Origin of the sequence: Micromonospora sp. 15K316, assembly GCF_004348525.1 — a bacterium.
In the GTDB taxonomy this organism is placed as follows: domain Bacteria; phylum Actinomycetota; class Actinomycetes; order Mycobacteriales; family Micromonosporaceae; genus Micromonospora.
In genome coordinates, this window is the sequence record NZ_SMKG01000001.1 from 170,896 (window position 1) to 195,326 (window position 24,431).

Genomic DNA, 24,431 nt, shown 5'->3' on the forward strand with positions numbered 1-24,431 from the left:
GCTTCCGCGGAGCCTGGATCGGCACGAATACGCCGAATGCCAAGTGCGTTCTGTCCTCGAAGAGCAATCGCGTTATGCGGCGGCGGGCACGCAGAGACAGACGGTTTCGCGACTTCGAAACGCGGATGTAGGGCGGAAGGGCGGTTCCGCCCTACACGCGCGTCACTGGGTGAGTTCGGCGACCTGCTCGGCCGTCAACCGGGGCGTGTCGGCCGCGGCGGGCGTGCGCAGCGCGGCGGGAGACGGGTCTGCGGGTCGCCGCAGGTGCCAGTCCGTCGTGGCCTGGTACGCGGCCACCACCGACAACAGCCGGTCCTCGGCGTACGGAAGACCGCCGAGGATGGTGCCGATCGGCACCCCGGCGGCGGTGAACCCGATGGGGAACGCGATCTCCGGCAGACCCAGGATGTCGAAGGGCACCGGATCGGTCTGCACCACCACGTCGCAGACGTCGAAGAGCTCGTGCAGGACCCGTTCCATCAGCAGCAGCCTGGCCCGCTGCCCCGTGACGAACTCGTTGCCACCCATCAAGGCGCCCTGCAGCCAGCTGGTCACCGAGACACCGAAACCACGCAGGTCGGTTCGGAGGTACGGCATGAACGGCTCGCTGCGCTCGGGCAGGCGAACGTTGTTGAAGGTGCCGCCGGTCAGCTGGCTCCACCCCTCCGGCAGGGTCACGTCGACCAGCGTGACACCGGGGATCGCGGCGAGTTGCGCCAGGTACGCCTGCCGCGCCCGCGCGCTGGCCGAGGTGCCGTCGGCGAATCCGGGCAGCACGCCGATGCGGGTCTCCCAGCGCAGCCTGACCCGGTTCCGCCGGTACACCGGGGTGGCCGCGTCGATCAGGTCGGGCACGCCGGGCAGGCCCTGGCTTCGCGGGTCCGCCGGATCCGCACCCGCCATCGCGGTCAGCATGATGGCGGCGTCCTTGGCGTCGCGGGCCAGCGGACCGGGGTGGTCGCGGGTGTAGGTGAGTGGAATGATGCCGGCCACCGAGACCCTGCCCATGGTGGGCTTGAGGCCGGTCAGGTTCTGCGCGTTGGACGGGGAGGTGATCGAGCCGCCGGTCTGGGTGCCGATGCCGGAGGTGGCCATCCGGCCCGCCACCGCCGTGGCGGTGCCGGTGGACGACCCGCCGGGGTCGATGTTGCGGTTGGTGGGCGCCCAGGCGTTCACCGTGGTGATCACGCCGGCCGGCGTGGTGGCCCGGGTGGTGGCCAGCGGACCCATCTGGGTCTTACCCAGCAGGATCGCGCCGCCCGCCTTCAACCGGGCGACCGCTGTGGCGTCGTAGGGCGGCACGAAGTTCTCGAACAGGAAGGAGTTCGCGGTGGTGCGCACCCCTTCGGTGTAGTAGTTGTCCTTGATCGCCAGGGGGATGCCGTGCAGCGCGCCTCGCCGGGGCCGCCGGGCCGCGTCCCGCGCCGAGGCGATCGCCGCGTCGGCGAGCACCAGGTTGAACGCCTGGTAGATGCCGTCGTACGTGGAGATTCGTGCCAGCATGGCCTCGACGAGCCGCTGCGGGGTGAGCTTGCCGGCGCGGATGAGCCAGGCCGCCTCGGCGATGGTGAGCTCGGTCGGATCGGCCAGCGCCTCCGGGCGTGGCTTCGTGTAGGCGTTGGGCTGGTCCAGCGACGGTTCCCGCCTGCCCGCCGGCGCGCCGCTCGCCGTGGCCATCGAGGGCAGCGCGACGGTGACGCCCGCGGCGGAGGCGGTGGCCAGCACGGCGGCACGGGCCAGGAACGCCCGGCGGTCGATCGAACGGTCGAGTGGTTCGCCAGTCATGCCTTCCGCCATTCGGTGCTGTTCGCGGGGTAGAGGACGGGCGCGTGCTGCTGGGACAGCGCCTTGGCGACGTCGGGGTCGGTGCTGCCCGGCACGGGCAGCTGGTACGCGGCCAACGTCGCCACGGTGCCCCGCAGGAACGAGCGCAGCGACGCGAGTACGGAGTCCTGGCCCGGCGAGCCGGTGTCCGGATCCGGGGTGTTACCCGGCGGAAGCTGGTCCAGGTCGATGCCGAGCGCGGCGAGTCGGGCCCTGATCAGGATGTTCAGCTCGGCGTCGGTCGGTGGAGTAGGGGCCATGCGCTTCCTCCATCTGATGCACGCGGGTGTGCCGTTGCGCGAAATGATCTGAACCTAGGCCCGTCCTGGTGATCTGAATGCGCAGCACGCATGGAAATTGAGGAATATTTGAGTCTGCCGTCGGGAGTCCGCTCCCCCACCGATGCACGAGGGCCTGCTCCGCCCCGTGGGGTGGAACAGGCCCTCGTGTCGAACCGGTGGCACGGGTCGGCGGCGCCGACCCGTGCCCGGCCGCCTGTCGACGGCTGCGGTCAGGCGGTCGCCACGCCGAAGACGTGGATGACGCCGCCGTCGGCGTTGGTCGGCAGCGTCAGGCTGGCGAGTTGCTTGCCCGGCCGCAGCTCGATCGGGGTGGTCGCGAAGACGTACGTGCCCACCGGGTCGATGCCACTGCCCAGCACGTCGCGGTACGCGGTGTGCACGGCGGTGAGGTTGCCGAAGGACGGCTGCTGGGTGCCGCCGGCCAACGTCCAGTCGCTGAAGCCGATCTCCGCCTGCTGGGTGGTGCCGTCGGTGTACGTGAGCGTCACCGTGCCGCTCGCGGCGCCGAAGGCGGCGCTGCCGAGCACGCTCAGCTTCGTGTCACCCGCGCCCGGGGCGACGCGCAGCACCTGGTTGCCGCCGCCGACGAGGATGTTGTCGGGGTCACCGGGGGCCACGTTCGGCCAGGTGAAGTCGAACCCGTTGACCGCGACGGTGGAGCCCGGCGTCACCCCGGCGGCCTTGAGGGCCGTGGCGGAGTAGCTCCACCCGCCGGTGTCGAAGTTGGCCTGGGGGTTGCTGTCGTCGGCCGAGATCCCGTTGTTGTTCAGGTTCCACAGCACACTGTCGCGTACGGCCACCGTCACCGGGAGCGTCACGGACGGCAGCGCCTGGCCGGACGAGGTGGCGGCGGTCACCGAGACGGTGTAGGCACCGGGCTTGAGGCCGGCGTCGGCGGAGACGCGCAGCGTCCGGACACCGAGCCCGTCACCGGAGAGCCGGAAGTCCCCCTCGGCGGGGGTCACGGTCAGCCCGGCGGGCGCGCTGACGTGCCAGCGGACCGTGGCCGGGTCGTCGGTGAGCGCCTGGACCTTGTAGGTCGTCTCGGCGGAGCTGCCCGGCTCCACCTTCATCGCCTGCGGGCTGACACCGGTCAGGTAGGGACGGCCGTGCCCGAACGACGGCGGCGCGTCCGCGGACGATCGTCCCCAGGACGGGCTGGGCTTGCTGCCGAGCACGTAGTCCAGCTTGCCGCCCTTCTCGACGAGCGAGGCGGGGACCCAGGTCCTGGTCGACTTCATGCCGTTGACCCGCAGCGACTGGATGTACAGGTTCTTCGCCGAGGCGTCGGGAGCGTTGACCGTGATGCCGCGGCCGTGTCCGGTGTCGATCACCGCGCGGGTGAAGAGCGGCGCGGTGAGCACTAGGTCGGCGCGGCTCGGGTTCTGCGGGTACAGGCCGAGCGCGGAGAAGACGTACCACGACGACATGGTGCCGGCGTCGTCGTTGCCGGGGATGCCGCCGGGGGTGTTGCTCCAGAGCTGGTCGACGACCGCGCGGACCGTCTCCTGGGTCTTGTGCGGAACGCCCAGGTAGTTGTAGACGTACGGCGCGTTCATGTCCGGCTCGTTGGTGGGGTCGTAGCGCGTGAGATCCCGGGCGGAGAAGTCGAAGGTGCCGTCCGGGGTGCGGAAGAAGGCGTCGAGCCGCTGCTCCGCCGCCTTGTCGCCGCCCATTGCCCGGGCCAGACCGGCCACGTCGGAGTAAACCATCCAGGTGTAGCGGGCGCTGCTGCCCTCGACGAACCCGTTCTCGGTCGCCGGGCTGAAGGACCGCTCCGCCCATGCGCCGTCGGACTTGCGGGCCCGCGGGTAGCCGCCCTGCGGGGTCGCCGTCAGGTCGAACACGTTGCGCCAGTTCCCCGAGCGGTCGAGGAAGGTCTTCTGGTTGGCGTGGTCGCCGAGCCGTCCGGCCAGTTCGGCCAGGCCGAAGTCGGCGACGGCGTCCTCCAGCGTCTCGGCCGCGCCGCCCCAGCAGGAGCAGCCGTCGGCCGGGACGTAGCCGAGCTCGAGGTACTTGTCCAGGGCGGGACGCTGACCGACGCAGGCGACGTTGCAGCCGGCGCTGTCCGAGTCGTTCGCCGTCGGGACCGTGGCGGCGGTGATCAGTGACCGGAGGGCGCCCCTGGCGTCGAAGTCCCGGCCACCGAAGGCGTAAATGCCGGCGAGCGCCGGGGCCGAGGGGTCACCGGACATGACGCTGGTCTTGCCGTTGCCCAGCAGCCAGCGGTCCCACTCGCCGCCGCGCTGAGAGGCGTAGTTGAACAGCGACTGCGCATAGTCACTGCCGGCCTTCGGATTGATCAGGGTCATCAGCTGCACCTGGGCGCGGTACACGTCCCAGCCGGAGAAGGTGCCGTACTGGGCCTTCTGCCCCTTGGCCAGCCGGTGAAGCTTGCCGTCGGCGCCGACGTAACGGCCGTCGACGTCGTTGGTGAGCGTGGGTTCGAGCATCGAGTGGTACAGCGCGGTGTAGAAGGTGCTGACCTGGTCGGCGGTGCCGCCCCCGACCTTGATCTTGCTCAGCTCCCGCTGCCACGCCTCGGTGGCCTCGGAGCGGACGGCGTCGAAGGTCTTCTTCTGCGGGTTCTCCGCCCGCAGGTTGGCCTCGGCGTTCTCCAGGCTGACGTAGGAGATGGCCACCTTGACGCCGACCTGCTTCGTGCCGCCGGCGAAGGTGACGTACGCGCCGGAGCCCTTGCCCGCCGCCGGGTAGCCGTTGTCGAATCCGGTGCCGCCCGTGGCGGAGGAGCCACCCGGCGTCACGGTGCCGTCCTGCCAGGTGCCGAACCGGGCGAACGGCTGGTCGAAGTGCGCGGTGAAGTGCACGGTGTACAGGCCCGTACGGTTGTTCGCGCTCTGCGGGCCGCAGAAGTTGCCCGCGGTGACCGATCCGGTGACGGTCCGGGCCTTGGGGTCGACCTGGACGGTGGCGTCGGTGCTGCCGGTCTCCGAGTTGGCGGTACGGAACAGCATGCTGGCCGGCTGGTCGGCCGGGAATCCGAACCGGCCCGATCCGGTGCGCTCGGTGGTGGTGAGCTCCGCGGACGCGCCGCTGTCGAGGCCCACCCGGTAGTACCCGGCCCGCGCCGTCTCGTCGGCGTGCGAGAAGTCGCTCGCGTACTTCGCGTCGGAGGTGTCGGCCGTGGGTGAGGAGTCGACGTCACCCACGTACGGCATGATCGGGATGTCGCCCGCTCCGCCGTTGCAGCCGACGCCGTTGAGGTGGGTGAGGCTGAAGCCGCGAATCCGGGTCGCGCCGTACTCGTAGCCACCGGGCGCGGGGGTGGAGACCTGGTTGCCGCGGGTGGTCTGTGGACTCCAGGCGAGCATGCCGAAGGGGCGTACCGCCCCCGGGTAGGTGTTGCCCAGATTGGTGGAGCCGATCAGCGGGTTGACGTAGGAGACGGGGTCGCTGACCAGCCGCGTGGCCGGGGCGGCCGAGGCGGGGGTGCCCGCGGCGGCTGCCGCGAGCGCGGCTACGGCCGCGGTCGCGATTCCGGCGAGGGTTCGACGTCGTGCGGTGTGTGCCGCACGCGCCAGTGGGTCTGACACAGTAGATGCCCTTCAGTTGACGGACCGTGTGCGCGGTGAGCACGGCGGATCTGACGCTCCACCGGTGCTCCATCCACACGGGAGGGCTGTCCCGCACCGTTCTGACAACGTTGTCGGAAGCCAACGAAGGATGTTCTTCCTTCACCGGAGACGTGTCAAGATCTCGGGTGAAGGACAGGAATCCGGATCGGTCCGACCTCCGCCTGATCCGGCCGGACCCTCGGCTCGCCGCGACGGCGACCGGGAACGCGGTGACCCCGCTCCGATCGGCTGGAGCCAGGCTCCCCGGCTCTCCGGCGTCAGCGGTGGCCGGCGGGCGCCGCCGGGTCCGGTTGACGCGGCCGCGCTGCTGGGTCGGCCGCCGCAGGGCGCTCGCGGGGTGGCAGTCCGCGTCGGGCCCGCACCATCTCCCGCAACCGGTAGGACCAGGCGGCGAGCAGCAGCAGGAGCAGTCCCGCCCCGAGTGACCAGGCGAGCAGGTCGGCCGGGTTGCGCACGGCGGGCAGGGTGACCGCCAGCGCCACCGTGGAGACGCCCGGAAAGATCAGGCCCATCGCCAGCGCCTGGGCGACGTGGCCGTCGCGCTTACGCTTCCAGTAGGAGCTCTCCCAACCGAAGATCGTGGCGTTGCCCGTGTACCGGGCGATGGCCGGGCTCAGGACCTGCTCGATGTACTCACCGGCGATCCGGATGTCCCGGTACTGCGACACGACGTTCAGACCCAGCGCGGCGCTGAGCAGCGGGAGGAGCAGCAGCAGGCGAAGGTCCGCCCGCTCGGCGAGGATGAAGCCGGCCACCGCCGCGACGACGGTCAGGTGCAGGCCGATCACGTTCTGGTTGTGGTTCGCCTTGCGTTCGATGGTGCTGCGGATCGCCGCGGCGTCCGCCAACGCGGCGGTCAGTGCCCGGTTCTGCATCTCCTCGGTCATGGCGCTCCCTCCCGTGCGCGACGCCCTCCGGTGTAGCAACCGCGATCAATCCGGACAGTGCGAGCGGGCGGCCCCGGCGCAGACGACGGCCGTGGCCGGCGCGAGACGATCCGCGCCGGCCACGGCCGGGAATGGTTCAGCTGGTGTACGCCTCCACCTCCCAGAGCGAATGGCCCCACGGCGTACCCCGGGCGGTGCCGTAGATCCGCAGGTAGCGGCCGTTGGCGCCGAGCGCGGAGTGCTCGTCCACACCCCCGTCCGCCCCCGTCACGGTCTTCACGTCGACCCAGGTGGTGCCGTTGTTCGAGGTCTGGATGACGTACGAACTGCTGTAGGCCGCCTCCCAGGAAAGCTTGACCCGGCCGATCGCGGTCGGGCTGCCCAGGTCGACCCGGATCCACTGCGGGTCGGAGAAGGCGCTCGACCAGCGGGTGGTGAGGCTGCCGTCGACCGCCTGCGCGCCGGACATGCCCGCCCCCTCGTCGCTGGAGGTCGACGTCGGCTTGTTCAGCAGCAGATTGGCGCCCGGCGGGCCGGTCGGGCCGCCGCTGTCGCCGTACACCTCGAACTCGAAGAGGGAGTAGCCCCAGGCGGTGCCCCGGGTGGTGCCGGTGAGACGGACGTACCGGCCGCTGCCGGTCAGGCCGGTCAGGTCGTCGACGCCGCCGTCGCCGCCGGTCACCGTCCGGATGGTGGTGAAGGTGACCCCGTCCGGCGAGGTCTGGATCTGGTACCCGCTGGCGTACGCGGCCTCCCAGGTCAGCTTGACCCGTTCGATGTCGTACGTCGCCCCGAGGTCCACGTCGATCCACTGCGGATCACCGAACGCGCTGCCCCACCGGGTGCCGAGCGCGCCGTCGAACGCGTTGGCGGCGACGAACGCCCCCTCGACGCTGGACGCCCTGGCCGGCTTGCCCCGGGCCAGGTTGCTGCCCGGGTCCGGTCCGGGCCCGCCGCCGGTCGAGAGGGTGAACTCGTCGACGTCGAAGTACGGACCGCTGCCCTTGAACACGAGGTAGAGCGTGCGGGTGCCGGTGGGGGCGGTGACTGCGCCGGTGACCGTGGCGAAGGTGGCGTACCCACCGGTGGGTACCACCGTCGCCTGACCGACCAGCGGGCCGGTGGGCGAGTCGACGCGCAGTTCCAGGACCCCACCGCCGCCGGGCGGCGCGCCGACCCGGGCGCTGAACGACTGGACGCCTGTCAGGTTGTACGGGTGGAACGAGATCCAGTCGTTGTTGTCGACGTACCCGATCGCGGCGCCGCCGTGGGCGCTGCCCGGGTTGACGACCTGGATGCCGGAGGAGTCGCCGAAGTGCTCGGCCTGGCGCACCCGCGGTTGCAGGACGGCCTGGGTGTGCGTGGTCAGCGGCGGCTGTCCGCCTCCGCCCAGGTCGGTGTACTCGGCGTCGATGATGCCGAAGATGTTCGCCGCGGTGTCGTGCTCGCCGTCGACCGAGGTCTGGATGACCCCGGAGCAGCCCTGCACGCTGCTGAGCTGGTGGCCGTGCGAGTCGTGACCGAGAACGTAGTTCACCTTCACCCGGGCGCAGTTGACCGGGCCGTCCTGGGCGTCGGTGACGGTGACGGTGAACGGCACGGCGTCGCCGAAGGCGAACGTCTGCCCGTTCGACGGGGTGTTCACGGTGACCACCGGGGCGCTGTTGCCGACCGTGATGACGGTGCTCGCGGTGGCGACCTTGCCGGTGCTGTCCCGGACCGTCAGGGTCGGGGTGCGGGCGCCGTTGGTGGTGTAGGTGAAGCTCGGGTTGGCCGCTGTCGAGTCGGTGCTGCCGTTGTTGTCGAAGTCCCAGGCGTAGGTGAACGGGTCGCCGTCGGGATCGAGCGTGCCGGCCGAGGAGAACTGGACGGTCAGCGGGGCGACGCCGCTGGTCGGGGTGGCCGAGACGACCGCGCGGGGTGCGCGTCCCTCGCGGGCGTACTCGATGCGGTAGAGCGCCGAGTTGGCGTCGCCGTTGAACCAGCCGGTGCCGTAGTCGAGCACGTAGAGCGCCCCGTCCGGGCCGAACTCCATGTCCATGACCTGGGTACCGGTCCACGGGAACGGGTTGATCTTCAACGGTTGGCCGGCCGGGTCGAGCGTGACGTTCTTGATCCAGCGGCGACCGAACTCGCCGGCGAAGTAGGTGCCGTCGAAGTACTCCGGGAACGCCACGTCGGAGGTGCTGGCCGGGTCGTACCGGTAGACCGGGCCGCCCATCGGGGACAGGCCGCCGCCGGTGAACTCCGGCGGTGAGCCGGAGCCGCCGTACGGCAGCCAGGCCGGGACGGCCGGCGGCAGCTGGGTGATGCCGGTGTTGTGGGGCGAGTTGTTCACCGGCCCGCCGGCGCAGGCGAACTTCGGCCCGGACGGGCCGGAGGGGAAGGTGTAGTCGTTGTAGGCGTCGTTGCGGGCGGTGCAGTACGGCCAGCCGTAGAAGCCGGGCTGGGCGATGCGGGCGAACTCGACGTTGCCCGCCGGTCCCCGGTTCGGGTCGGCGGTGCCCGCGTCCGGACCGTAGTCACCGAGGTAGACGATGCCGGTGGCCTTGTCCACGCTCATCCGGAACGGGTTGCGGAAGCCCATCGCGTAGATCTCCGGGCGGGTCCGCGCGGTGCCCGGGGCGAACATGTTGCCGGCGGGGATGGTGTAGCCGCCCGCCGCGCTCGGCTTGATCCGGAGCACCTTGCCGCGCAGGTCGTTGCTGTTCGCCGAGGTGCGCTGGGCGTCGAAGGCCGGGTTGCGGCCGGGCCGCTCGTCGATCGGGGTGAAGCCGCTCGACTCGAAGGGGTTGGTGTCGTCGCCGGTGGACAGGTAAAGGTTGCCGGCCGCGTCGAAGTCCATGTCCCCACCGACGTGGCAGCACATGCCCCTGTTGGTCGGTACGTCGAGGATCAGGGTCTCGCTGGCCAGGTTGATGGTGTTGTCCGGGTTCACGGTGAAGCGGGACAGCCGGTTGACGCCGTCCCAGCGGGCGAAGTCGGCCGGGGTGCCGGTGGCCGGTGCGCCGCCGCCGGGGGTGTCCAGCGGGGGCGCGTAGTAGGCGTACACCCAGCGGTTGGTGGCGAAGTCGGGGTCGGCCTTGATCCCCTGCAGGCCCTCCTCGTCACCGGTGTAGACCGGCAGGGTGGCGGCGACCTTGGTGTTGCCGGCCGCGTCGGTGTGCCGGATCACCCCGTTGCGCGCGGTGTGCAGCACGCCCCGGTCGGGCAGCACGGTGAGGCTCATCGGCTCACCGGTCTCGGCCACGCCCTTGGCCAGCTCCACCTGCTGGAAGTTGCTGTCGACGGTGCCACCGCAGTCGGCGTCGGTCGCGCCGGCCGCGGTCATGATGCCGCCGAGCAGGTGTTGGCGGAAGTTCGGGTCGGCGTACGACTCGTCGGTGTGGCCCATGCCGGTGTACCAGGCGCGGCCGCCGGAGTAGTTCTGGCACCACGAGATGGGGTGGTCGTACCCCATGCTCCCGCCGGTGTAGGTGCTCTCGTCGAGGGTGGCGAGGACGTGCACGCTGCCCCGGGGGTTGGCGCGGTAGTTGTACCACTCGTCGAGCCGGGTCCACCGCTGTGGCAGCGTCTCCGTGGAGGGGTGCACGTGGTCGGCGACCTTGACGGTGGCCGTCTGGTTGGCCGGGTGGGAGGCGAAGTACGCCCCGACCAGCCCGCCGTACCAGGGCCAGTCGTACTCGGTGTCGGAGGCGGCGTGCACGCCGACGTAGCCGCCGCCGCCCTGGACGTAGCGCTCGAACGCGGCCTGTTGGCCGGCGTTGAGGACGTCGCCGGTGGTGGAGAGCCAGATCACCGCGGCGAACCGGTCCAGGTTGGCGTCGGTGAACTGTGTCGCGTCCTCGGTGGTCTCGACGGTGAAACCGTTGGCGGCGCCGAGTTGCTGGATGGCGGTGATGCCGGGGCCGATGGAGCCGTGCCGGAATCCGGCGGTCTTGCTGAACACCAGCACGGTGAACGGTGCGGCGCTGGCTGCGGGCGGAAGGGCGGTGATGCCGCCGAGCACGAGGATCGCGCTCAGCGCAGCACCGAGCCATGCTCTCAGGGGTCTGCGCACGGGGGGTCCTTTCGCGCGGTGGGGACGGCGTGCGCCGATCACGCCTCGGTGGTGGGGGGTGGTGGTCGGGCCTCGCTTGCCGCTCGCCCGGCGCGCCGACGCCACTACGAGCCTGAGATATGTAGATGTATCGTTGCCATCCGCCGGGCGGGCGTCAAGGGCTCTATCGCCATCTGTGAGAGCGTTATCTCCGCAGTTCAGAGGCGGCACGGCTGGACCGGTCGGGCATCTGCCCGAGACCGGCGAGAACGCGCCAGGTGGACCACGAGCGCTCCCGCGAGCCGAGGCACCGGTGGCGCCGCCGGTGCCCCGGGTCGCGCCGCGGCTCAGGCCGTCCAGGCGGGGCCCAGTACGTCGACGAGCTTCGCCCGGTCGAACACCCGGCTCCGGGACTCCTCGATGAGCTGCCGCGCCCGCTCGGCGACGGCTCCGACGAGCCGGCCGTCGCGCTTCACCACCACCCCGTCGACCAGCACGGTGTCGACGTCACTGGGACCGGCGTTGAGCACGATCGTGGTGACCGGCTCGTTCAGCGGACCGAGGTGGGGCCGCGACACGTCGACGAGGATCAGGTCGGCCCGCTTCCCGGGCCGGAGGGTGCCGATGCGATCCGACATGCCCCAGGCCTCGGCGCCCGCGACAGTGGCGAAGCGCAGCACGTCGCGGTGGTCGAGGTCGACGGTCGCGGGCGGCTCGTCGCGGGCCAGCGCCGCCGCGTTGGCCCGCCCACGCTCCGCGGCGAGCGCCAACCGCATCTCGCTGAACAGGTCGGTGCCGGCCCCGGCGACGGTGTCGGTGCCGAGTGCGGGGAGCAGGCCGTGCTCGATGGCCCGGCCGACGAGCGGGAAGGTCCCCATCGCCATCGACATGTCGATGGTCGGGCAGGGCGTGACGGTCCCGCCGGTGGCGGCGATGCGGGCGAGGTCGGTCTCGCTGAACTGCGCTCCGTGAGCGTGGTGCACGTCCGGACCGAGCAGGCCGAGACCGTCGAGGGTCTCGATGGTCCGGTATTTGCGCAGGTAGCCGGGGATGCCGGAGTGGATGCTGATCGGCACGCCCAGTTCCCGGGCCAGGTTGAAGTCGTACTCGGTGGTCTCCGGGGTGGCGAACTCCGGTCCGCGCAGGGCCAGGCCCATGGTGACACGGGCGCGGTCGTCGGCGAGCAGGTCGCGCATCCGGCGTACGTCGTCGGGGTGCCGTTCGGTGCTCTCGTGGAACCAGCGCATCACACCCTGACCGACGGGCGGGCCGTAGAGGTAGAGCGCCCGGATGCCGGAGTCCTGCAGCGCGCGGACGTTCTCGTCGGCGTGCATGGGAGTGGTGCCGATGTGGGACCAGTCGGCGACCGTGGTGATGCCGGCATTGAGGGCCTGCAGCGCACCCCAGAGGACACCGGCGTAGACGTCGTCGGGCTGGTACTTGTCGAGCAGGCCGGCGAGGACGACACCGAAGTAGCCGCCGAGGGAGACCTTGCCGCCGGCGCCACCGATGGCGCCCTGCCAGACGTGCCGGTGCGAGTCGACGAGGCCGGGCAGGGCCACCTTTCCGGCCGCGTCGATGACGGTGGCACCGGTGTCGTCGAGGTCGACGCCGATGGCGGTGATGGCGCCGTCGTCGATCCGGAGGTCCGCGCGGGGCAGGTCGCCGATCTGGTCGTCGAGGCTGATCACGTGGGCGTTACGGATGAGGATGCTGGACACGGAGGCACTCCAGGTATGAGAAGGACGGGCGCTATCGCGCGGTACCGGCCGCGAGGCCGGCGGAGGGGGACGTCGGTGGTTCCGGCCGCAGTCGGATGGCGGCGACGGCAGCCAGGCCGACCAGCGCCAACGCCGCGAACCCGGCCAGGGCACCGCGTGCTCCGGCGATCTGGCTGGCCACGCCGAGCCCGATGACCGGGATGGACAAGCCCGCGTAACTGGTGACAAACAGGGTAGCGAGCGTGCCGGCTCTTCGGTCCGCCGGACCGAGCTGCACGACCGTGGTGAGGCAAGCCCGGAAGAGCAGCCCGGCGGCGGCGCCGGTGACCGCGCCGCCCACGACGAAGGGGGCGAGCAGCGCCGTCCACACTCCAGCGACGATGAGACCGAGCCCGATCGGCATCGCCACGACGACGGCGCGCATCGCCGGGCGGGGTGGCAGCCGGCGCAGGCCGAGCTGGGCGATGGCGCCCGAGCCGAGCCCGATGAAGGCGACGAGACCGGCGAGGGCATGTGATCGGTGCCCCAGGGTGCCGGCGAGGAACGACGGGCTGAGCGCGCTGAACAGGCCGAACATCGCGAACGCCAGCAGGCCGCCGAGACAGGAGGCCACGAAGAGCAGGCGCCGCTCGGACGCCAGGGCGATCGGCCGCGACCAGGGTCGGATCACCGGCTGTTTGGTCTCCGGTACGACGGCCACCAGGAGCACGGCCAGTGCCAGCACCGCGCCGGTGATGACGTAGGGCAGTTCCAGGGGGGCCGGGGCCCACTCGGCGAGCGCGCCGGAGATCAGCGGACCGGCCGCGATGCCGCCCAGGTTGGCGGCGGTCGCCACGACCTCGGCGTGCGCCGGGGCCGTCTCCGGTCGGGCGTTGCGGTGCAGTTCGATCAGATAGGCGGTGGCAGGGCCGGAGAGCAGCCCGATCGACAGGCCGGACAGCACCCGGCCGAGCAGCACGCCCGGCAGCGCCGGCCAGATCACGAAGACCATGCAGGCCAGCAGTTGCACCGCCAGGGCGGCAGCGAGCACCGGACGGCGTCCGACGCGTTCGGCGCGGGCTCCGGCGAGCAGCAGTCCGGCCACCACACCGACGACGTAGACGGCGAAGACGAGGCTCACCATCGTCGTACCGAAATGGTCCCGGCGCTGGTAGAGCACGTAGAGCGGGGTCGGCACGGAGCCGGCCGCCATCGTCGCGCCGTACGCGGCGGCGACCAGCGCGAACCCGGCCCGGTGGGTGGTGGTGCGAGGCATGCGACGAGCTTGGTCCGGGCACCCATCAGGATCCAATATCAATTACGGATGCAGTTATCTGAACCTGAGATAATGGTCGGGTGGATGTCCGAGAACTCAAGGTCTTCCTGGCCGTCGCCGAGGAACGAAGCTTCACCCGGGCCGCTGAGCGCCTGCACATCGCGCAGTCCGCCGTCTCCACCACGGTACGCGCGCTGGAGCGGGACCTCGGCACGACGCTGTTCGATCGGACGACCCAACGGGTCGAGTTGACCGAGGCCGGGCGAGCCCTGCGACCCGAGGCCACCCGGATCCTCGCCTCCCTCGAAGCGGCCCGCGAGACGGTCGCCCACGTCGGGCAGGGACTGCGTGGCACCCTGCGCCTCGGCATCCTGCACGGCCTCACCCCTGGCCGGGTCCGCGAGGCGATCGCCGCCTTCCGCGCCGAGTTCCCGCTCGTGGAGATCTCGTTGACCGCCCCCGGCGGCCGCGGCTCGCTCGATCACGTGGAGCGCATCCGGGACGGTTCGCTGGAACTGGCCGTGGTGATCACCCTCGGGTCCGAGCCGGGGATCCGCCGACAGGTGCTCTCGACCGACGAGGTCGTCCTGGCCTGCCCACCCGAGCATCCCCTGGCCGGCCGGGACGGCGTCGACCTCGCGGACCTGGCGGGCGAGTCGTTCATCGAGTTCCCGCCGGGCTGGGGCGTCCGATGCGCGGTGGATCAGTCGTTCGCCTCGGCGGGCGTGCAGCGCCGCAGCACGATCCAGATGAATGACATGTCGACGATCCTCGACCTGGTACGCCTCGGGCTCGGGGTCGCCTTCGTGCCCGCTTCCGTCGCCGATCAGAACGCCGACCTGCGTTTCCTGCGGGTGCGGCACAACCCGCCCGCGTACCAGATCGCGATCGCCGCCGCCGCCGATCGTCCGCTCGGCCCGGTCGCCCAGCAGTTCCTGCGGATCGCTCAGTCGATCACCGGCGGCCGGCCCGCCTCGTAGGCGCACCACCCGGTCCCGGCCCTCAGTGTGCCCAGCCGGCGGCGTGCATGGCGTTGTGGAACCAGCCACCCGAGTCCATCGGCCCGACCGTGCCGCCGGACGGCGTCCCGGCGCCGGGGAGCTTGGCGACGTCCTCGGCGAGCGTGTCCTTGCCGATGTGCGGCAGCGCCGCGACGGCCTCGTCGGCGGGCATGCCGGCGACCACCTCCGGGTGGCGCCGGATGTAGTCGCCGACGTGCCGGATCACGGCCGCCAGCCGCCCCTGGAGCAGGGCCGGGTCGGGCTCGTCCGACGTCGGCACCAGGCCTCGCACCTCCCAGGCATCGGTGAGCAGCGGCGCGAGCCGGCGCCCCGACCGGTCGAAGAACTCGAGACCGCCCTTCGCGCGGAGGTTCCGGTCGCTCAACATCTCGCCGACACTGGCGTACGCGTGCGCGAAGGTGTTGTCGGTCGCGATCACCACCGGCTGAACGTCCGTGGTCGCGGCCGGCTCGGTCGGCAGTCGGGTCATGGCACTCCCCCTTCGGATCTGCGCGGTTCCAGACAGCCCCGGTCGGCCGAGTGCCGCCTCCCGCAGCCTAGCGACGCACATCAATGGGATGGCTCCGCCGGCATGCGCCAGCCGATGACGGCCGTGACCCGTCAGCAACCGGGCAGCGGAGTCCACGCCCGGCACGGCGCAGCTGTCTAGACTTCCCACCGTGGTGGACACCGGAGTCGATGAGCGGGTCACCGAGGCATGGACGCGGATCGAGGACGCGCTGGGTCGTGTCCTGCCGGCATCACTGGGGCAGCTCTCCGCGCCGGCCGAGACGCCGGAGATCGACGCGGTGGAGGCCGCCCTGGCCGTGTCCCTGCCGGAGGATTTCCGCGCCGGTCTCCGCGTGCACAACGGAACCGGTTGGGCCCACTCCGCCCCGGGTCAACCCAGCCCGGTGCCGCTGGATCAGCTCTACGGCACGGACCAGATCATCGAGGCGACCCGGATGTGGCGCGACAACCATCATCCGGAGCCGGATTGGGACGGTCCTCGGGTCTGGGCGCACTTCGTCGACGAGGAGATGCTCCGCCTGAACGGGCCGGTGCGGCCGGTCGTGGGCTCGCCGGGCGCGGTGGTGGTGGGTGGCATGAACGGCGACGTGCACTGGCTGCTCGACCTTGACCCGGCCCCGGGAGGAACGCCCGGACAGGTGGTTCGGGTCGATGTCGAGTGCGCCTCGTGGGACGTGCTGGCGCCGTCCTGGACCCAGCTGCTCGTCCGCTACGCCGAGGATCTGGAACTGTTCGCCGCCGATCCTGACAGTTCGACGTTGACTATCGATCAGGACTTCGGACCGGAGTGCGAGTGGGGCACGTCGTTCGACCTCTGGGGTACGCGGCCCGCCTGGCTCCGGGACGTCCAGGCCCGCAATCCGTACCGGTGATCGCGCGGAGCTGTGGCGGCTGATCGGACGGGTCGTAGGCTGCGCCGCGACCCCGCTGGGGCAACTACCCGAGGTACTGCCGGTGCTCGTGGTCGCCGGCGGCGATGTCCTGGTCCAGGTCACCGTGCCGCAGCTCGACGCGGCGCGGGCCGGTCCGGCGGACGAGTTCGGCAAGCGCGGGGAGGTCGACGGTCGGCCCGGCTCGATCCGCCGCGCGTACGCCGACGACCAGGTCGTCGCCGCTCTCCCAGCGGCCGGTCTGCCGCGGCGGTGAGGTGAGCCAGTACCCGTCAGGCGAGAGCCGGGTTCCCGGGACCGGGACGGCGGCCAGCGCCGGCACGGGGCGGGCCCGGGTCGTCGCGACAGTTCTCGCCGTGACCGGCGTCGTACGGGGTCGTGGCGCCACCAGCAGGATAAGGCCGAGCAGGGCCAGGGCGGCCACGGCGTCGAGCCAGTAGTGGTTCCCGGTGAGGACCACGATGCTGAGGGTGAGCAGCGGGTGCAGCAGCCAGAGCCAGCGCCACCGACTGCGGCCGGCGGCGATCAGGACGAGGGCGACCACCGTGGCCCAGCCGACGTGCAGGGAGGGCATGGCGGCGTACTGATTGGAGAGGGTGTCGGTGGCGGGATCCCCGTAGGCGCGCGGCCCCACCAGCTGCCCCGTGTCCAGCACGCCGGTGGTCGAGAGCAGGCGCGGTGGGGCCATGGGTACGAGCGCCTGGATGGCGAACCCCACCGCGGTCAGCACCGCGAGGAGCGTCCGTGCCCACCGGTAGAGGGCGGGGCGGAACAGGTACGTGAACAGCAGCAGCGCGCCGGTGGCCGGGAAGTGCACCGAGGCGTAGTACATGTTCGCCGCGCGGACCAGGCCGTCGTGTGAGAGGACGCCCTGCTGCAGCGTCGCCTCGTCCGGCAGCGCCAACGTGCGTTCCAGCGCCCAGATGTGGGTGGCGTTGTCGTACGCGGTGGAGAGGTCACCGACGACGAAGAGCCGTCCGATCTTGTACGCCAGGAACAGGGCGGCGACGAGCAGCAGTTCCCGGAGGGGGTGCGGGCGCTTCCCGCGGTCGTCGGCACCCACGGCGTTCCTTTCGCGACGAGGGGTTGGGCGGGCGACGGGGCTGGTTCGTCGCCCGCGCACGGCGGCGGCCCTTCCACCGGACGGCCGGTCGGGTGGGGACGCGCTCAAGAGGGCTTCGGCTCGGGGTCGAGCCGCAGGCGGACTGGGTTGCGCTGAGCAGGCGGGGCCGCCCGCCGCCTGGGTCAGGTGGGCGGTGCGGCGCGACCGAGGGGAAGACCGTCGCGCAGTTGCGCGATGCTCATCCGGACGAGGTCGGGAAGGGGCCTGTCGGTGGCCCCCTCGGCCCAGAGGGTGACGACCGCGCGCATCGCGAATCCGGGGACGGCGGCCAGCAGGTGCGGGGCGAGGTCACGCTCGACGTCGGCGCCGGTCCGCTCGGCGATGACCTCGGCGATCATCCGCTCGACGTGACCGAGCGCCGCCAGTTGCTGCGCCAGCATCGCCGGGTTCTCGGCGCAGACGCGCGCCAGCGTGGCCGCGTCGCGCTCCCGTTCACCGAGCATTTCCATGATCATGTCGGGCAGGACGTACGCGAGGGAGTCCCACACCGGTTCGCCGGCCGGTCGGGCGCGCAGCGCTTCGACGAACGTGGTGACCCGCTGCAGGATCCGGTCGAGGATCGCCTCTTCGCGGCTCGCGAAGTAGTTGCGGAAGGTCCGGGGCGAGACGTCGACCGCGGCGGCGACCGCTTCGGCCGTCACCGCCTCGATGCCACTCTCCGTCATCAGTGACCACGCCGCATCGCTGAGCGCCGCGCGGGTCGCGCGTTTCTTCCGCTCACGGAGGCCGACGTCCGAGGTCACGGCACAACTATCCGCGCGGCTTTCTCGGGCGGCAAAGTTTCCAAGTCGGAAAAATCGTGGAATGAGTCACATTCATGATCCGCTACGGAGAGCAACCGAAGGTCGGCGCGAACGGGTGCCGGCGGGCCGGCCCCGCCCCGGCGGTCGGAACGCGGCGAGGATCACCGCCCGGTGTCACGTCGCCTCGCGGCGGCCGGAACGGGACGAGCGGCGCTCCCGCCTCGACGACACCCCCACCCGGCGCTCGGCGCGCTGCTCCCATCCCGCGGGCGGGGCGGCGCCCCGGCGCGCGGCGACGACCACCGCGGCGGTCGCCACGACGGTGAAGACCGCCACAGCCGCGAAGGCCGTCAGGGTCTGCCGATCGAGACTGGTCACCGGGATGCCGCGCTTCGCCTGCCAGGTGACCGCGGCGAACACACCGGTGCAGGCGAGACCGGCGATGCGGACCAGCCGGGCCCGGACCCGTTCGTCGCGGAGCCAGCCGCGGCCGGTCGCGAGCACCCCCAGGATCGCCGCCACGAACAGCAGCACCTGGATCGCGTGCAAACCGACGAAGTGCGGTACGCGCAGGTCCCCGCCGGTCGTGCTCCAGTGGGTCAGGAACATCCCGTTGCCGTCGGGGTCGCCGATGCCGTGGCCGCCGTTCATCGACACCGGGTCGCCATTGGCGTCGGTGACCGTCCGGGGCCCCGCCGAGTTGCTGAGCCAGAGCGCCACCACCATGCTCGCGGCGGCGAGCCCGAGCCCGGCGCGCAGGGCACTGGTCGTGGCGCGGTCGCCGGTGCGTTGGATCAGGACCAGGATCGCGACGACCAGGGTGATCAGCAGGAGCGGTCCGACGCCGATGGAGAAGACCCTCCGCACGGTCTCCGCGACCGGCTCGGCGTTGTTGTTGAAGTGGCTGACGGTCCCGTGCGCGGCAGCGTAGACGACGGCGCCGACGTCCAGCAGGCCGGCGACCGCGAAGACCGTGCCGAGCCACCAGCCGAGACGACGGCCCCTGCGCAACGTGCTGAGCAGCCACGCCAGCGTGAGCCCGTACACCCCCATGGCGAAACCGAACTTCATCGGCTTCACCCAGACCGACTCGCCGAGGAGCAGTCGATCGTCGACGAACGCCGCGGCGGCGGCGAAGAGCGTCAGGGTGAACATGAGCATCACGTTGGCCACGAGCGGGCGGTGCCAGCCCCGCATCGCGCGCAGAGCGGTGGCAAGGATGGTCATCGACTCCCCCACGAGGATCGGCAGTCCCAGCTCCGCCGGACCGCCTTCGGACGATGACCACCAGCCTTCCGGAGCGCGCGTCGGCCAACCATCCGATGTGCCCCCGCAGCACCGCGCCGGTTTACCCCCGGCCGAGCCGGGGGCTAACCCCCGGCCCGGGGTGTTCAGCCGGCGCTAACCCCCGGCCATCGCGCCGAGGACGATGAACGGCTCCTCGCCGGCGACGACCCGCTCGGGCAGCGGCGCGTCGGGCGAGGAGTTGGAGAGGTCGTCCTCGCAGGCGTAGAAGCGGACGAACGCGCGGCGCTCGCCACTGTGCCGGTCCCGGATGGTCCCGAGCAGCATCGGGTACCGCGCCTCGAGGGCGTCCAGCACCCGGCGCTGGGTGACCGGGCTCTCCTGCCCGGACACCTCCAGCTTCACCTCTCCGGTGACGTGCGCCAGGGTCTTCAGATGAGCCGGGAGGACCACCCGGATCACGGCAGCACCTGGACTTCCACGGAGAGCACGGGCGGCAGGTCCCGGACGATCGGCGCCCAGCTGTCACCGTCGTCGGCGGAGTGGTAGACCTGGCCGCCGGTGGTGCCGAAATAGATCCCGCACGGGTCGAGCGCGTCGACCGCCATCGCGTCCCGCAGGATGTTGACGTAGCAGTCGGACTGCGGCAGGCCCCGGGTCAGCGGCTCCCACTCGTCGCCTCCGGTGCGGCTGCGGTACACGCGCAGCTTCCCCTCCGGCGGGTAGTGCTCGGAGTCGCTCTTGATCGGCACGACGTAGATCGTCTCGGGCTCGTGCGCGTGGACGGCGATCGGGAAGCCGAAGTCCGACGGCAGGTTGCCGCTGACCTCACGCCAGTTCGCCCCGGCATCGTCGCTGCGCATGACGTCCCAGTGCTTCTGCATGAAGAGGGTGTCCGGCCGGGACGGGTGCTGGGTGATGTGGTGCACGCAGTGGCCGACCTCGGCGTCCCGGTCGGGGATCTCCCCGGAGCGCAGCCCCTTGTTGATCGGCAGCCAGCTGGCGCCGCCGTCGTCGCTGCGGAACGCGCCGGCGGCCGAGATGGCGGTGTAGATCCGGCCCTGGTGAACCGGGTCGAGGATGATGGTGTGCAGGCACAGGCCGCCGGCGCCGGGCTGCCAGGACGGACCGGTCGGGTGGGTACGGAGCGCGGTGAGCTCCGTCCACTTGGCGCCGCCGTCGGTGGAGAGGTAGAGGGCAGCGTCCTCGGCGCCCGCGTACACCGTGTCGGGGTCGTCGCGGGACGGCTCCAGGTGCCAGATGCGCTTGAACTCCCACGGGCGAGGGGTCCCGTCGTACCAGAGGTGTTCGCCGACGTCACCGTCGTAGGCGAAGTCGTTGCCGACCGTGTTCCAGCTCTTACCGCCGTCGTCCGAACGCTGGATCAACTGCCCGAACCAGCCGCCGGACTGGGAGGCGTAGAGCCGGTTCGGGTCGGCCGGCGACCCGGTGAGGTGGTAGATCTCCCAGCCACCGAAGTGCGGCCCCTCGACCGTCCAGTCGCCGCGTCTGCCGTCCGACGTCAGCACGAACGCACCCTTGCGTGTTCCCACCAGCACTCGTACGCCACTCATGCCGATTCCTTCCGCTCGGTTCGGCGGTGGCCTCGGTTGACACCCTCCACGACGCCGAAGACTCATCGGTCGCTGTCAGTCGTACTACCCGGGTACGACGAAACGGCGTCTTCGGGGTCCGACGGCGTGTCGGAGGAACGGGGCAGCGCCTGACCGGCCCGTCAGCGGGGTGGCGCTGCTCCGCTCCAGCGGCGCCCAGCGGGCCGCGGGGGCGAGCCGACTCGGCCGCCTGGTCGCGCGCGAACCGGACCCGGAGCGAGACATCCTCGGGTTCGCTCGACGTGGCATCTACGGATGTCGTCACCGGCTCAGCCTGGTGACGCGCGCGGACACACCGAAAGGCTTGCGTGATCCAGGTCACTGGTCGGATCATCGATCAATGGCGGATATCGATGGACGTGATTCACGTACGGCCGTGCCGGAGCAGCGACGCGACGGCCAGGCGGACGATCCGGCCCAGGTCGACGTCGACCGGGCACTCCTCGGAGGCGCCACGTACCGGGGTCTCGCCGAACAGCGCCTCTCCCCCGCCGAGGAACGGTTCGAGAAGCGACGCCGGACCGTCGGTCTGGTCCTCGCACCCGCGCTGGCGCTGATCTTCCTCGCCCTGCCCCTCGACATCCCGCCCAGCCAGCAGACCCTGGCCGGGATCCTGATCGGGGTCATCGCCCTGTGGATCACCGAGGCGGTGCCGATCCCGGTCGGCGGTCTCATCGGCGTCGGCGTGATCGTGCTGATGGGGGTCGCCCCGGCCGGTGACGTGCTGGCGCCGTTCGGCTCCTCGACCGTGTTCACCTTCATCGGCGCGTTCATCCTCGCCCAGGCCATGCTCAAGCACGGTCTGGCGCAACGGTTCGCGTTCCGCGTCCTGTCGCTGCCGGGCGTGGGCAAGACGACCGGCCGGGTGGTGGTCGCCTTCGGCGTCATCACGTGCCTGCTGTCGGCGTTCGTGTCGAACACCGCCACGGTGGCGATGCTGCTGCCCACGGCGCTGGGCATCCTCGCCGTCATCGCCAAGCTGCTGCAGAGCCGCGGTCTGGCCGAGCCGGGCTGGGACCCGACCCGGCTGCGGATCGGCTTCGCGCTGATGCTGATGCTCGCGTACGGCGCCAGCGTCGGCGGTCTGCTCACGCCCGTGGGCACGCCCCCCAACCTGATCGGCCGCGCGCTCATCGAGGAGGCCACCGGCGAGCGGATCTCCTTCGCCGGCTGGATGGCCACCGCGTTCCCGATCTGCCTGGTCATGTTCGTGGTGCTGGCCACCATCCTGCTGTTGCTGAACAAGCCGGAGATCCGCCGGATCGAGGGCGTGGAGGAGTATGTCGCCGCCGAGCGGGCCCGACTGGGCAAGCTGACCCGAGCCGAGAAGAACACGCTCATCGCCTTCACCGTGACGGTGACACTCTGGATCTTCCCCGGCATCGTCGCGCTGATCGCGGGCACCGACTCCCCCATCTACGAGACGGTCAGCGGCCGACTCAACGAGGGCATCGTCGCGGTGCTCGGCGCGTCCCTGCTCTTCCTGCTCCCCACCGACTGGCGCAACCGGGAGTACACGCTCAACTGGAGCGACGCCGCCCGCATCGACTGGGGGACCATCCTCCTGTTCGGTACGGGCATCATCTTCGGGGCGCTGCTCGACGACACCGGCCTGGCCGCGACCATCGGAAACGCCAGCTCCGACTGGCTCGGCCTGACCAGCGTCTTCGCGATCACCGCGTTCGCCGTGCTGCTGGCGATCGTCATCTCCGAGACGACCAGCAACACGGCCTCCGCCGCGGTCGTCGTACCCATCGTCATCCCGGTCGCCGTCGCCGCCGGCGTGGACCCGTTCGTACCCGCCCTCGCCGCCACCTTCGCGGCGTCCTTCGGGTTCATGCTGCCGGTGTCCACACCACAGAACGCGGTGGTCTACGGCTCCGGCACCGTGCCCATCACCCGGATGATCCGGTCCGGCGTCTCGTTCGACATCATCGGGGCGATCGTCATCCTGCTGCTCCTGCCCGTGATGCTCAGCCTCACCGGGGTCGGCCGGTGAGCCGGCGGATCGCCGTCATCCCCGGCGACGGCATCGGCACCGAGGTCATCGCGGCCGCCCGCACCGTGCTCGACGCCGTCTGCGATCGGCACGCCATCGAGCTCAGCTACGACGAGTACGACTGGTCGTGCGAGCGTTACCTGCGCACGGGCGCGATGATGCCGACCGACGGCCTCGACGTGCTGCGCCCGTACGACGCGATCCTGCTCGGCGCGGTCGGCGCGCCCGGGGTGCCGGACCACGTCTCGCTGTGGGGCCTGCTGATCCCGATCCGGCGTGCCTTCCGGCAGTACGTCAACCTGCGGCCCGTGCGGGTCTTCGACGGCGTCGACAGCCCGGTACGCGGCGCCCACGCGGGCGAGGTCGACCTCGTGGTCGTGCGCGAGAACGTGGAGGGCGAGTACAGCGAGATCGGCGGTCGGCTCGGCCGCGGCCACCCCGAGGAGATGGCCGTGCAGGAGGCGGTTTTCACGCGGGCGGGGGTCAGCAGGATCGCCGACTACGCCTTTCAGCTCGCGCGCATCCGCCGCCGGCACGTCACCTCGGCGACCAAGTCGAACGGCATCGTGCACACCATGCCGTTCTGGGACGAGGTGGTGGCCGAGCGGGCCGCGGCCTTCCCCGACGTGCGGTGGCGCAGCGAGCACATCGACGCCCTGGCCGCGAAGTTCGTGCTCCAGCCGGGCAGCTTCGACGTGGTGGTGGCCTCCAACCTGTTCGGTGACATCCTCAGCGACCTGGCCGCGGCGGTGGCCGGCTCGATCGGGATCGCGCCCTCGGGCAACCTCGATCCGACCCGTACCTATCCGTCGATGTTCGAGCCGGTCCACGGCTCGGCGCCGGACATCGCCGGCAAGGGGGTGGCCAATCCGCTCGGCGCGGTGTGGTCGGCTGCCATGATGCTCGACCACCTGGGCCATCCAGCGGCGGCACAGGAACTGGTGGCCGCCATGGAGTCGACGCTGCGGAGCCCGGGCACCCGTACCCGCGACCTCGGCGGCACCGCCGACACCCGGGAGGTGACCGCGGCGCTGGTGGCGCGGATCCGGGCCTGAGTGCCGGAAGGTGGAAGGGGCGGCCGGTCACTCGACCGGCTGCGCGCCCCCGCCGTGAGGTGGACCCGGCGCGACGGGGTCGAGGTCACCGGTGATCTCATCCGGCGCACGCATGCGCCACGCGTCGGTGACGAGCTCGCTGAGGCGCTCCACGGTCACCTCGGCCAGGCGCAGCATGACCAGCGGTGACCCGTCGTAGGCGGGTGTGGTGAAGAAGCGCTCGGGTTCGCCGAGCAGGAGGGCCTGCTTCTCCGCCTCGTCGCCGACGTACAGCACCGCGATGTCGGTCCTGATGAGGCGGGGCTTGCCCGGTCGGGGCTCGGGATAGGACCAGACGAAGCCCTTGTTGGCGACCCGGAAGTCGAACCCCGCGCTGTCGATCTCGACCACGTGGGGCAGCGCGAGCGCCAGGTGACGCACGTCGTCGGCGTCAGCCATGGGGTTCCCGTCCGGATGTCCGCTCCCGCATGGGCACAGGCTAACGCCGGGCGGTGACATCCGGCGCAGGACCGGGGAGTCGGCCCCGGCAAACCGAAGCGGGACGTCGACGCCGAGGCACATCCCGACCGGTCGGGCGGGAGGGTCCTCGGCGCCGGCGAGCTGTCGG

General features: G+C 71.4%; 18 protein-coding genes. 4 read left to right on the forward strand and 14 right to left on the reverse strand.

Annotated features, from left to right (window positions below):
* Positions 1-162: 162 nt before the first annotated feature.
* From E1211_RS00740 to E1211_RS00770, 7 genes are all read right to left on the reverse strand, one after another.
* On the reverse strand, positions 163-1,785 hold the full coding sequence (locus tag E1211_RS00740; protein ID WP_132344242.1) for an amidase: 1,623 nt from the start codon (positions 1,783-1,785) through the stop codon (positions 163-165).
* Positions 1,782-2,084 (reverse strand): hypothetical protein, encoded by a 303-nt coding sequence (locus E1211_RS00745; RefSeq protein WP_132344244.1) that lies wholly within the window; start codon positions 2,082-2,084, stop codon positions 1,782-1,784. The genes E1211_RS00740 and E1211_RS00745 overlap by 4 nt, the downstream gene beginning before the upstream one ends.
* 251 nt (positions 2,085-2,335) lie before the next feature.
* Entirely contained in the window at positions 2,336-5,680 is a 3,345-nt protein-coding gene (locus E1211_RS00750; protein ID WP_243709251.1) for a GH92 family glycosyl hydrolase, read from the reverse strand.
* 299 nt (positions 5,681-5,979) lie between these two features.
* Positions 5,980-6,609, reverse strand: coding sequence for a hypothetical protein (locus E1211_RS00755; RefSeq protein WP_132344246.1), 630 nt, complete (start codon positions 6,607-6,609; stop codon positions 5,980-5,982).
* Positions 6,610-6,745: 136 nt separating this feature from the next.
* On the reverse strand, positions 6,746-10,669 hold the full coding sequence (locus E1211_RS00760) for a ThuA domain-containing protein (RefSeq protein WP_132344248.1): 3,924 nt from the start codon (positions 10,667-10,669) through the stop codon (positions 6,746-6,748).
* A gap of 326 nt (positions 10,670-10,995) precedes the next feature.
* Complete coding sequence (locus tag E1211_RS00765) at positions 10,996-12,369, reverse strand: amidohydrolase family protein (protein WP_165947119.1); 1,374 nt, start codon at positions 12,367-12,369, stop codon at positions 10,996-10,998.
* Positions 12,370-12,400: 31 nt separating this feature from the next.
* Positions 12,401-13,624 carry an MFS transporter gene (locus E1211_RS00770; protein ID WP_132344253.1) on the reverse strand — a complete coding sequence of 408 codons (1,224 nt, stop codon included), beginning with the start codon at positions 13,622-13,624 and terminating at the stop codon, positions 12,401-12,403.
* Positions 13,625-13,704: 80 nt separating this feature from the next.
* Here E1211_RS00770 and E1211_RS00775 point away from each other — a divergent pair, with 80 nt between their 5' ends.
* Positions 13,705-14,604, forward strand: coding sequence for a LysR family transcriptional regulator (locus tag E1211_RS00775; RefSeq protein ID WP_132344255.1), 900 nt, complete (start codon positions 13,705-13,707; stop codon positions 14,602-14,604).
* A 22-nt stretch (positions 14,605-14,626) separates the two neighbouring features.
* Here E1211_RS00775 and E1211_RS00780 read toward each other — a convergent pair whose 3' ends face one another.
* Complete coding sequence (locus E1211_RS00780; RefSeq protein WP_132344257.1) at positions 14,627-15,115, reverse strand: hypothetical protein; 489 nt, start codon at positions 15,113-15,115, stop codon at positions 14,627-14,629.
* A 190-nt stretch (positions 15,116-15,305) separates the two neighbouring features.
* On the opposite strand from E1211_RS00780, the gene E1211_RS00785 reads away from it, so the two are divergent.
* Positions 15,306-16,028: an SMI1/KNR4 family protein gene (locus E1211_RS00785; protein ID WP_165947120.1), complete on the forward strand. Its 723-nt coding sequence runs from the start codon at positions 15,306-15,308 to the stop codon at positions 16,026-16,028.
* A 64-nt stretch (positions 16,029-16,092) separates the two neighbouring features.
* Here the strand turns inward: E1211_RS00785 and E1211_RS00790 are convergent, their stop codons facing one another.
* The 5 genes from E1211_RS00790 to E1211_RS00810 all read right to left on the reverse strand — a co-directional run bounded on the left by E1211_RS00790 (position 16,093) and on the right by E1211_RS00810 (position 20,731).
* Entirely contained in the window at positions 16,093-17,109 is a 1,017-nt protein-coding gene (locus E1211_RS00790; RefSeq protein WP_207915121.1) for a phosphatase PAP2 family protein, read from the reverse strand.
* A 182-nt stretch (positions 17,110-17,291) separates the two neighbouring features.
* Positions 17,292-17,912: a TetR/AcrR family transcriptional regulator gene (locus tag E1211_RS00795; protein WP_132344261.1), complete on the reverse strand. Its 621-nt coding sequence runs from the start codon at positions 17,910-17,912 to the stop codon at positions 17,292-17,294.
* 174 nt (positions 17,913-18,086) lie between these two features.
* Entirely contained in the window at positions 18,087-19,139 is a 1,053-nt protein-coding gene (locus tag E1211_RS00800; protein WP_243709252.1) for a hypothetical protein, read from the reverse strand.
* Between the two features lie 174 nt (positions 19,140-19,313).
* Positions 19,314-19,619: a MoaD/ThiS family protein gene (locus tag E1211_RS00805; RefSeq protein WP_132344263.1), complete on the reverse strand. Its 306-nt coding sequence runs from the start codon at positions 19,617-19,619 to the stop codon at positions 19,314-19,316.
* A complete protein-coding gene (locus E1211_RS00810) occupies positions 19,616-20,731 on the reverse strand; it encodes a sialidase family protein (protein WP_132344265.1) in 1,116 nt (371 codons plus the stop codon). Before E1211_RS00810 ends, E1211_RS00805 begins: the two co-directional genes overlap by 4 nt.
* A 415-nt stretch (positions 20,732-21,146) precedes the next feature.
* Here E1211_RS00810 and E1211_RS00815 point away from each other — a divergent pair, with 415 nt between their 5' ends.
* Together E1211_RS00815 and E1211_RS00820 are read left to right on the forward strand one after the other, a co-directional pair.
* Positions 21,147-22,769, forward strand: a complete 1,623-nt coding sequence (locus E1211_RS00815) for a DASS family sodium-coupled anion symporter (protein ID WP_243709253.1) — start codon at positions 21,147-21,149, stop codon at positions 22,767-22,769.
* Complete coding sequence (locus E1211_RS00820; protein WP_132344269.1) at positions 22,766-23,824, forward strand: tartrate dehydrogenase; 1,059 nt, start codon at positions 22,766-22,768, stop codon at positions 23,822-23,824. The genes E1211_RS00815 and E1211_RS00820 overlap by 4 nt, the downstream gene beginning before the upstream one ends.
* 27 nt (positions 23,825-23,851) lie before the next feature.
* Here the strand turns inward: E1211_RS00820 and E1211_RS00825 are convergent, their stop codons facing one another.
* Entirely contained in the window at positions 23,852-24,262 is a 411-nt protein-coding gene (locus tag E1211_RS00825) for an MmcQ/YjbR family DNA-binding protein (protein ID WP_132344271.1), read from the reverse strand.
* Between the last annotated feature and the right edge of the window lie 169 nt (positions 24,263-24,431).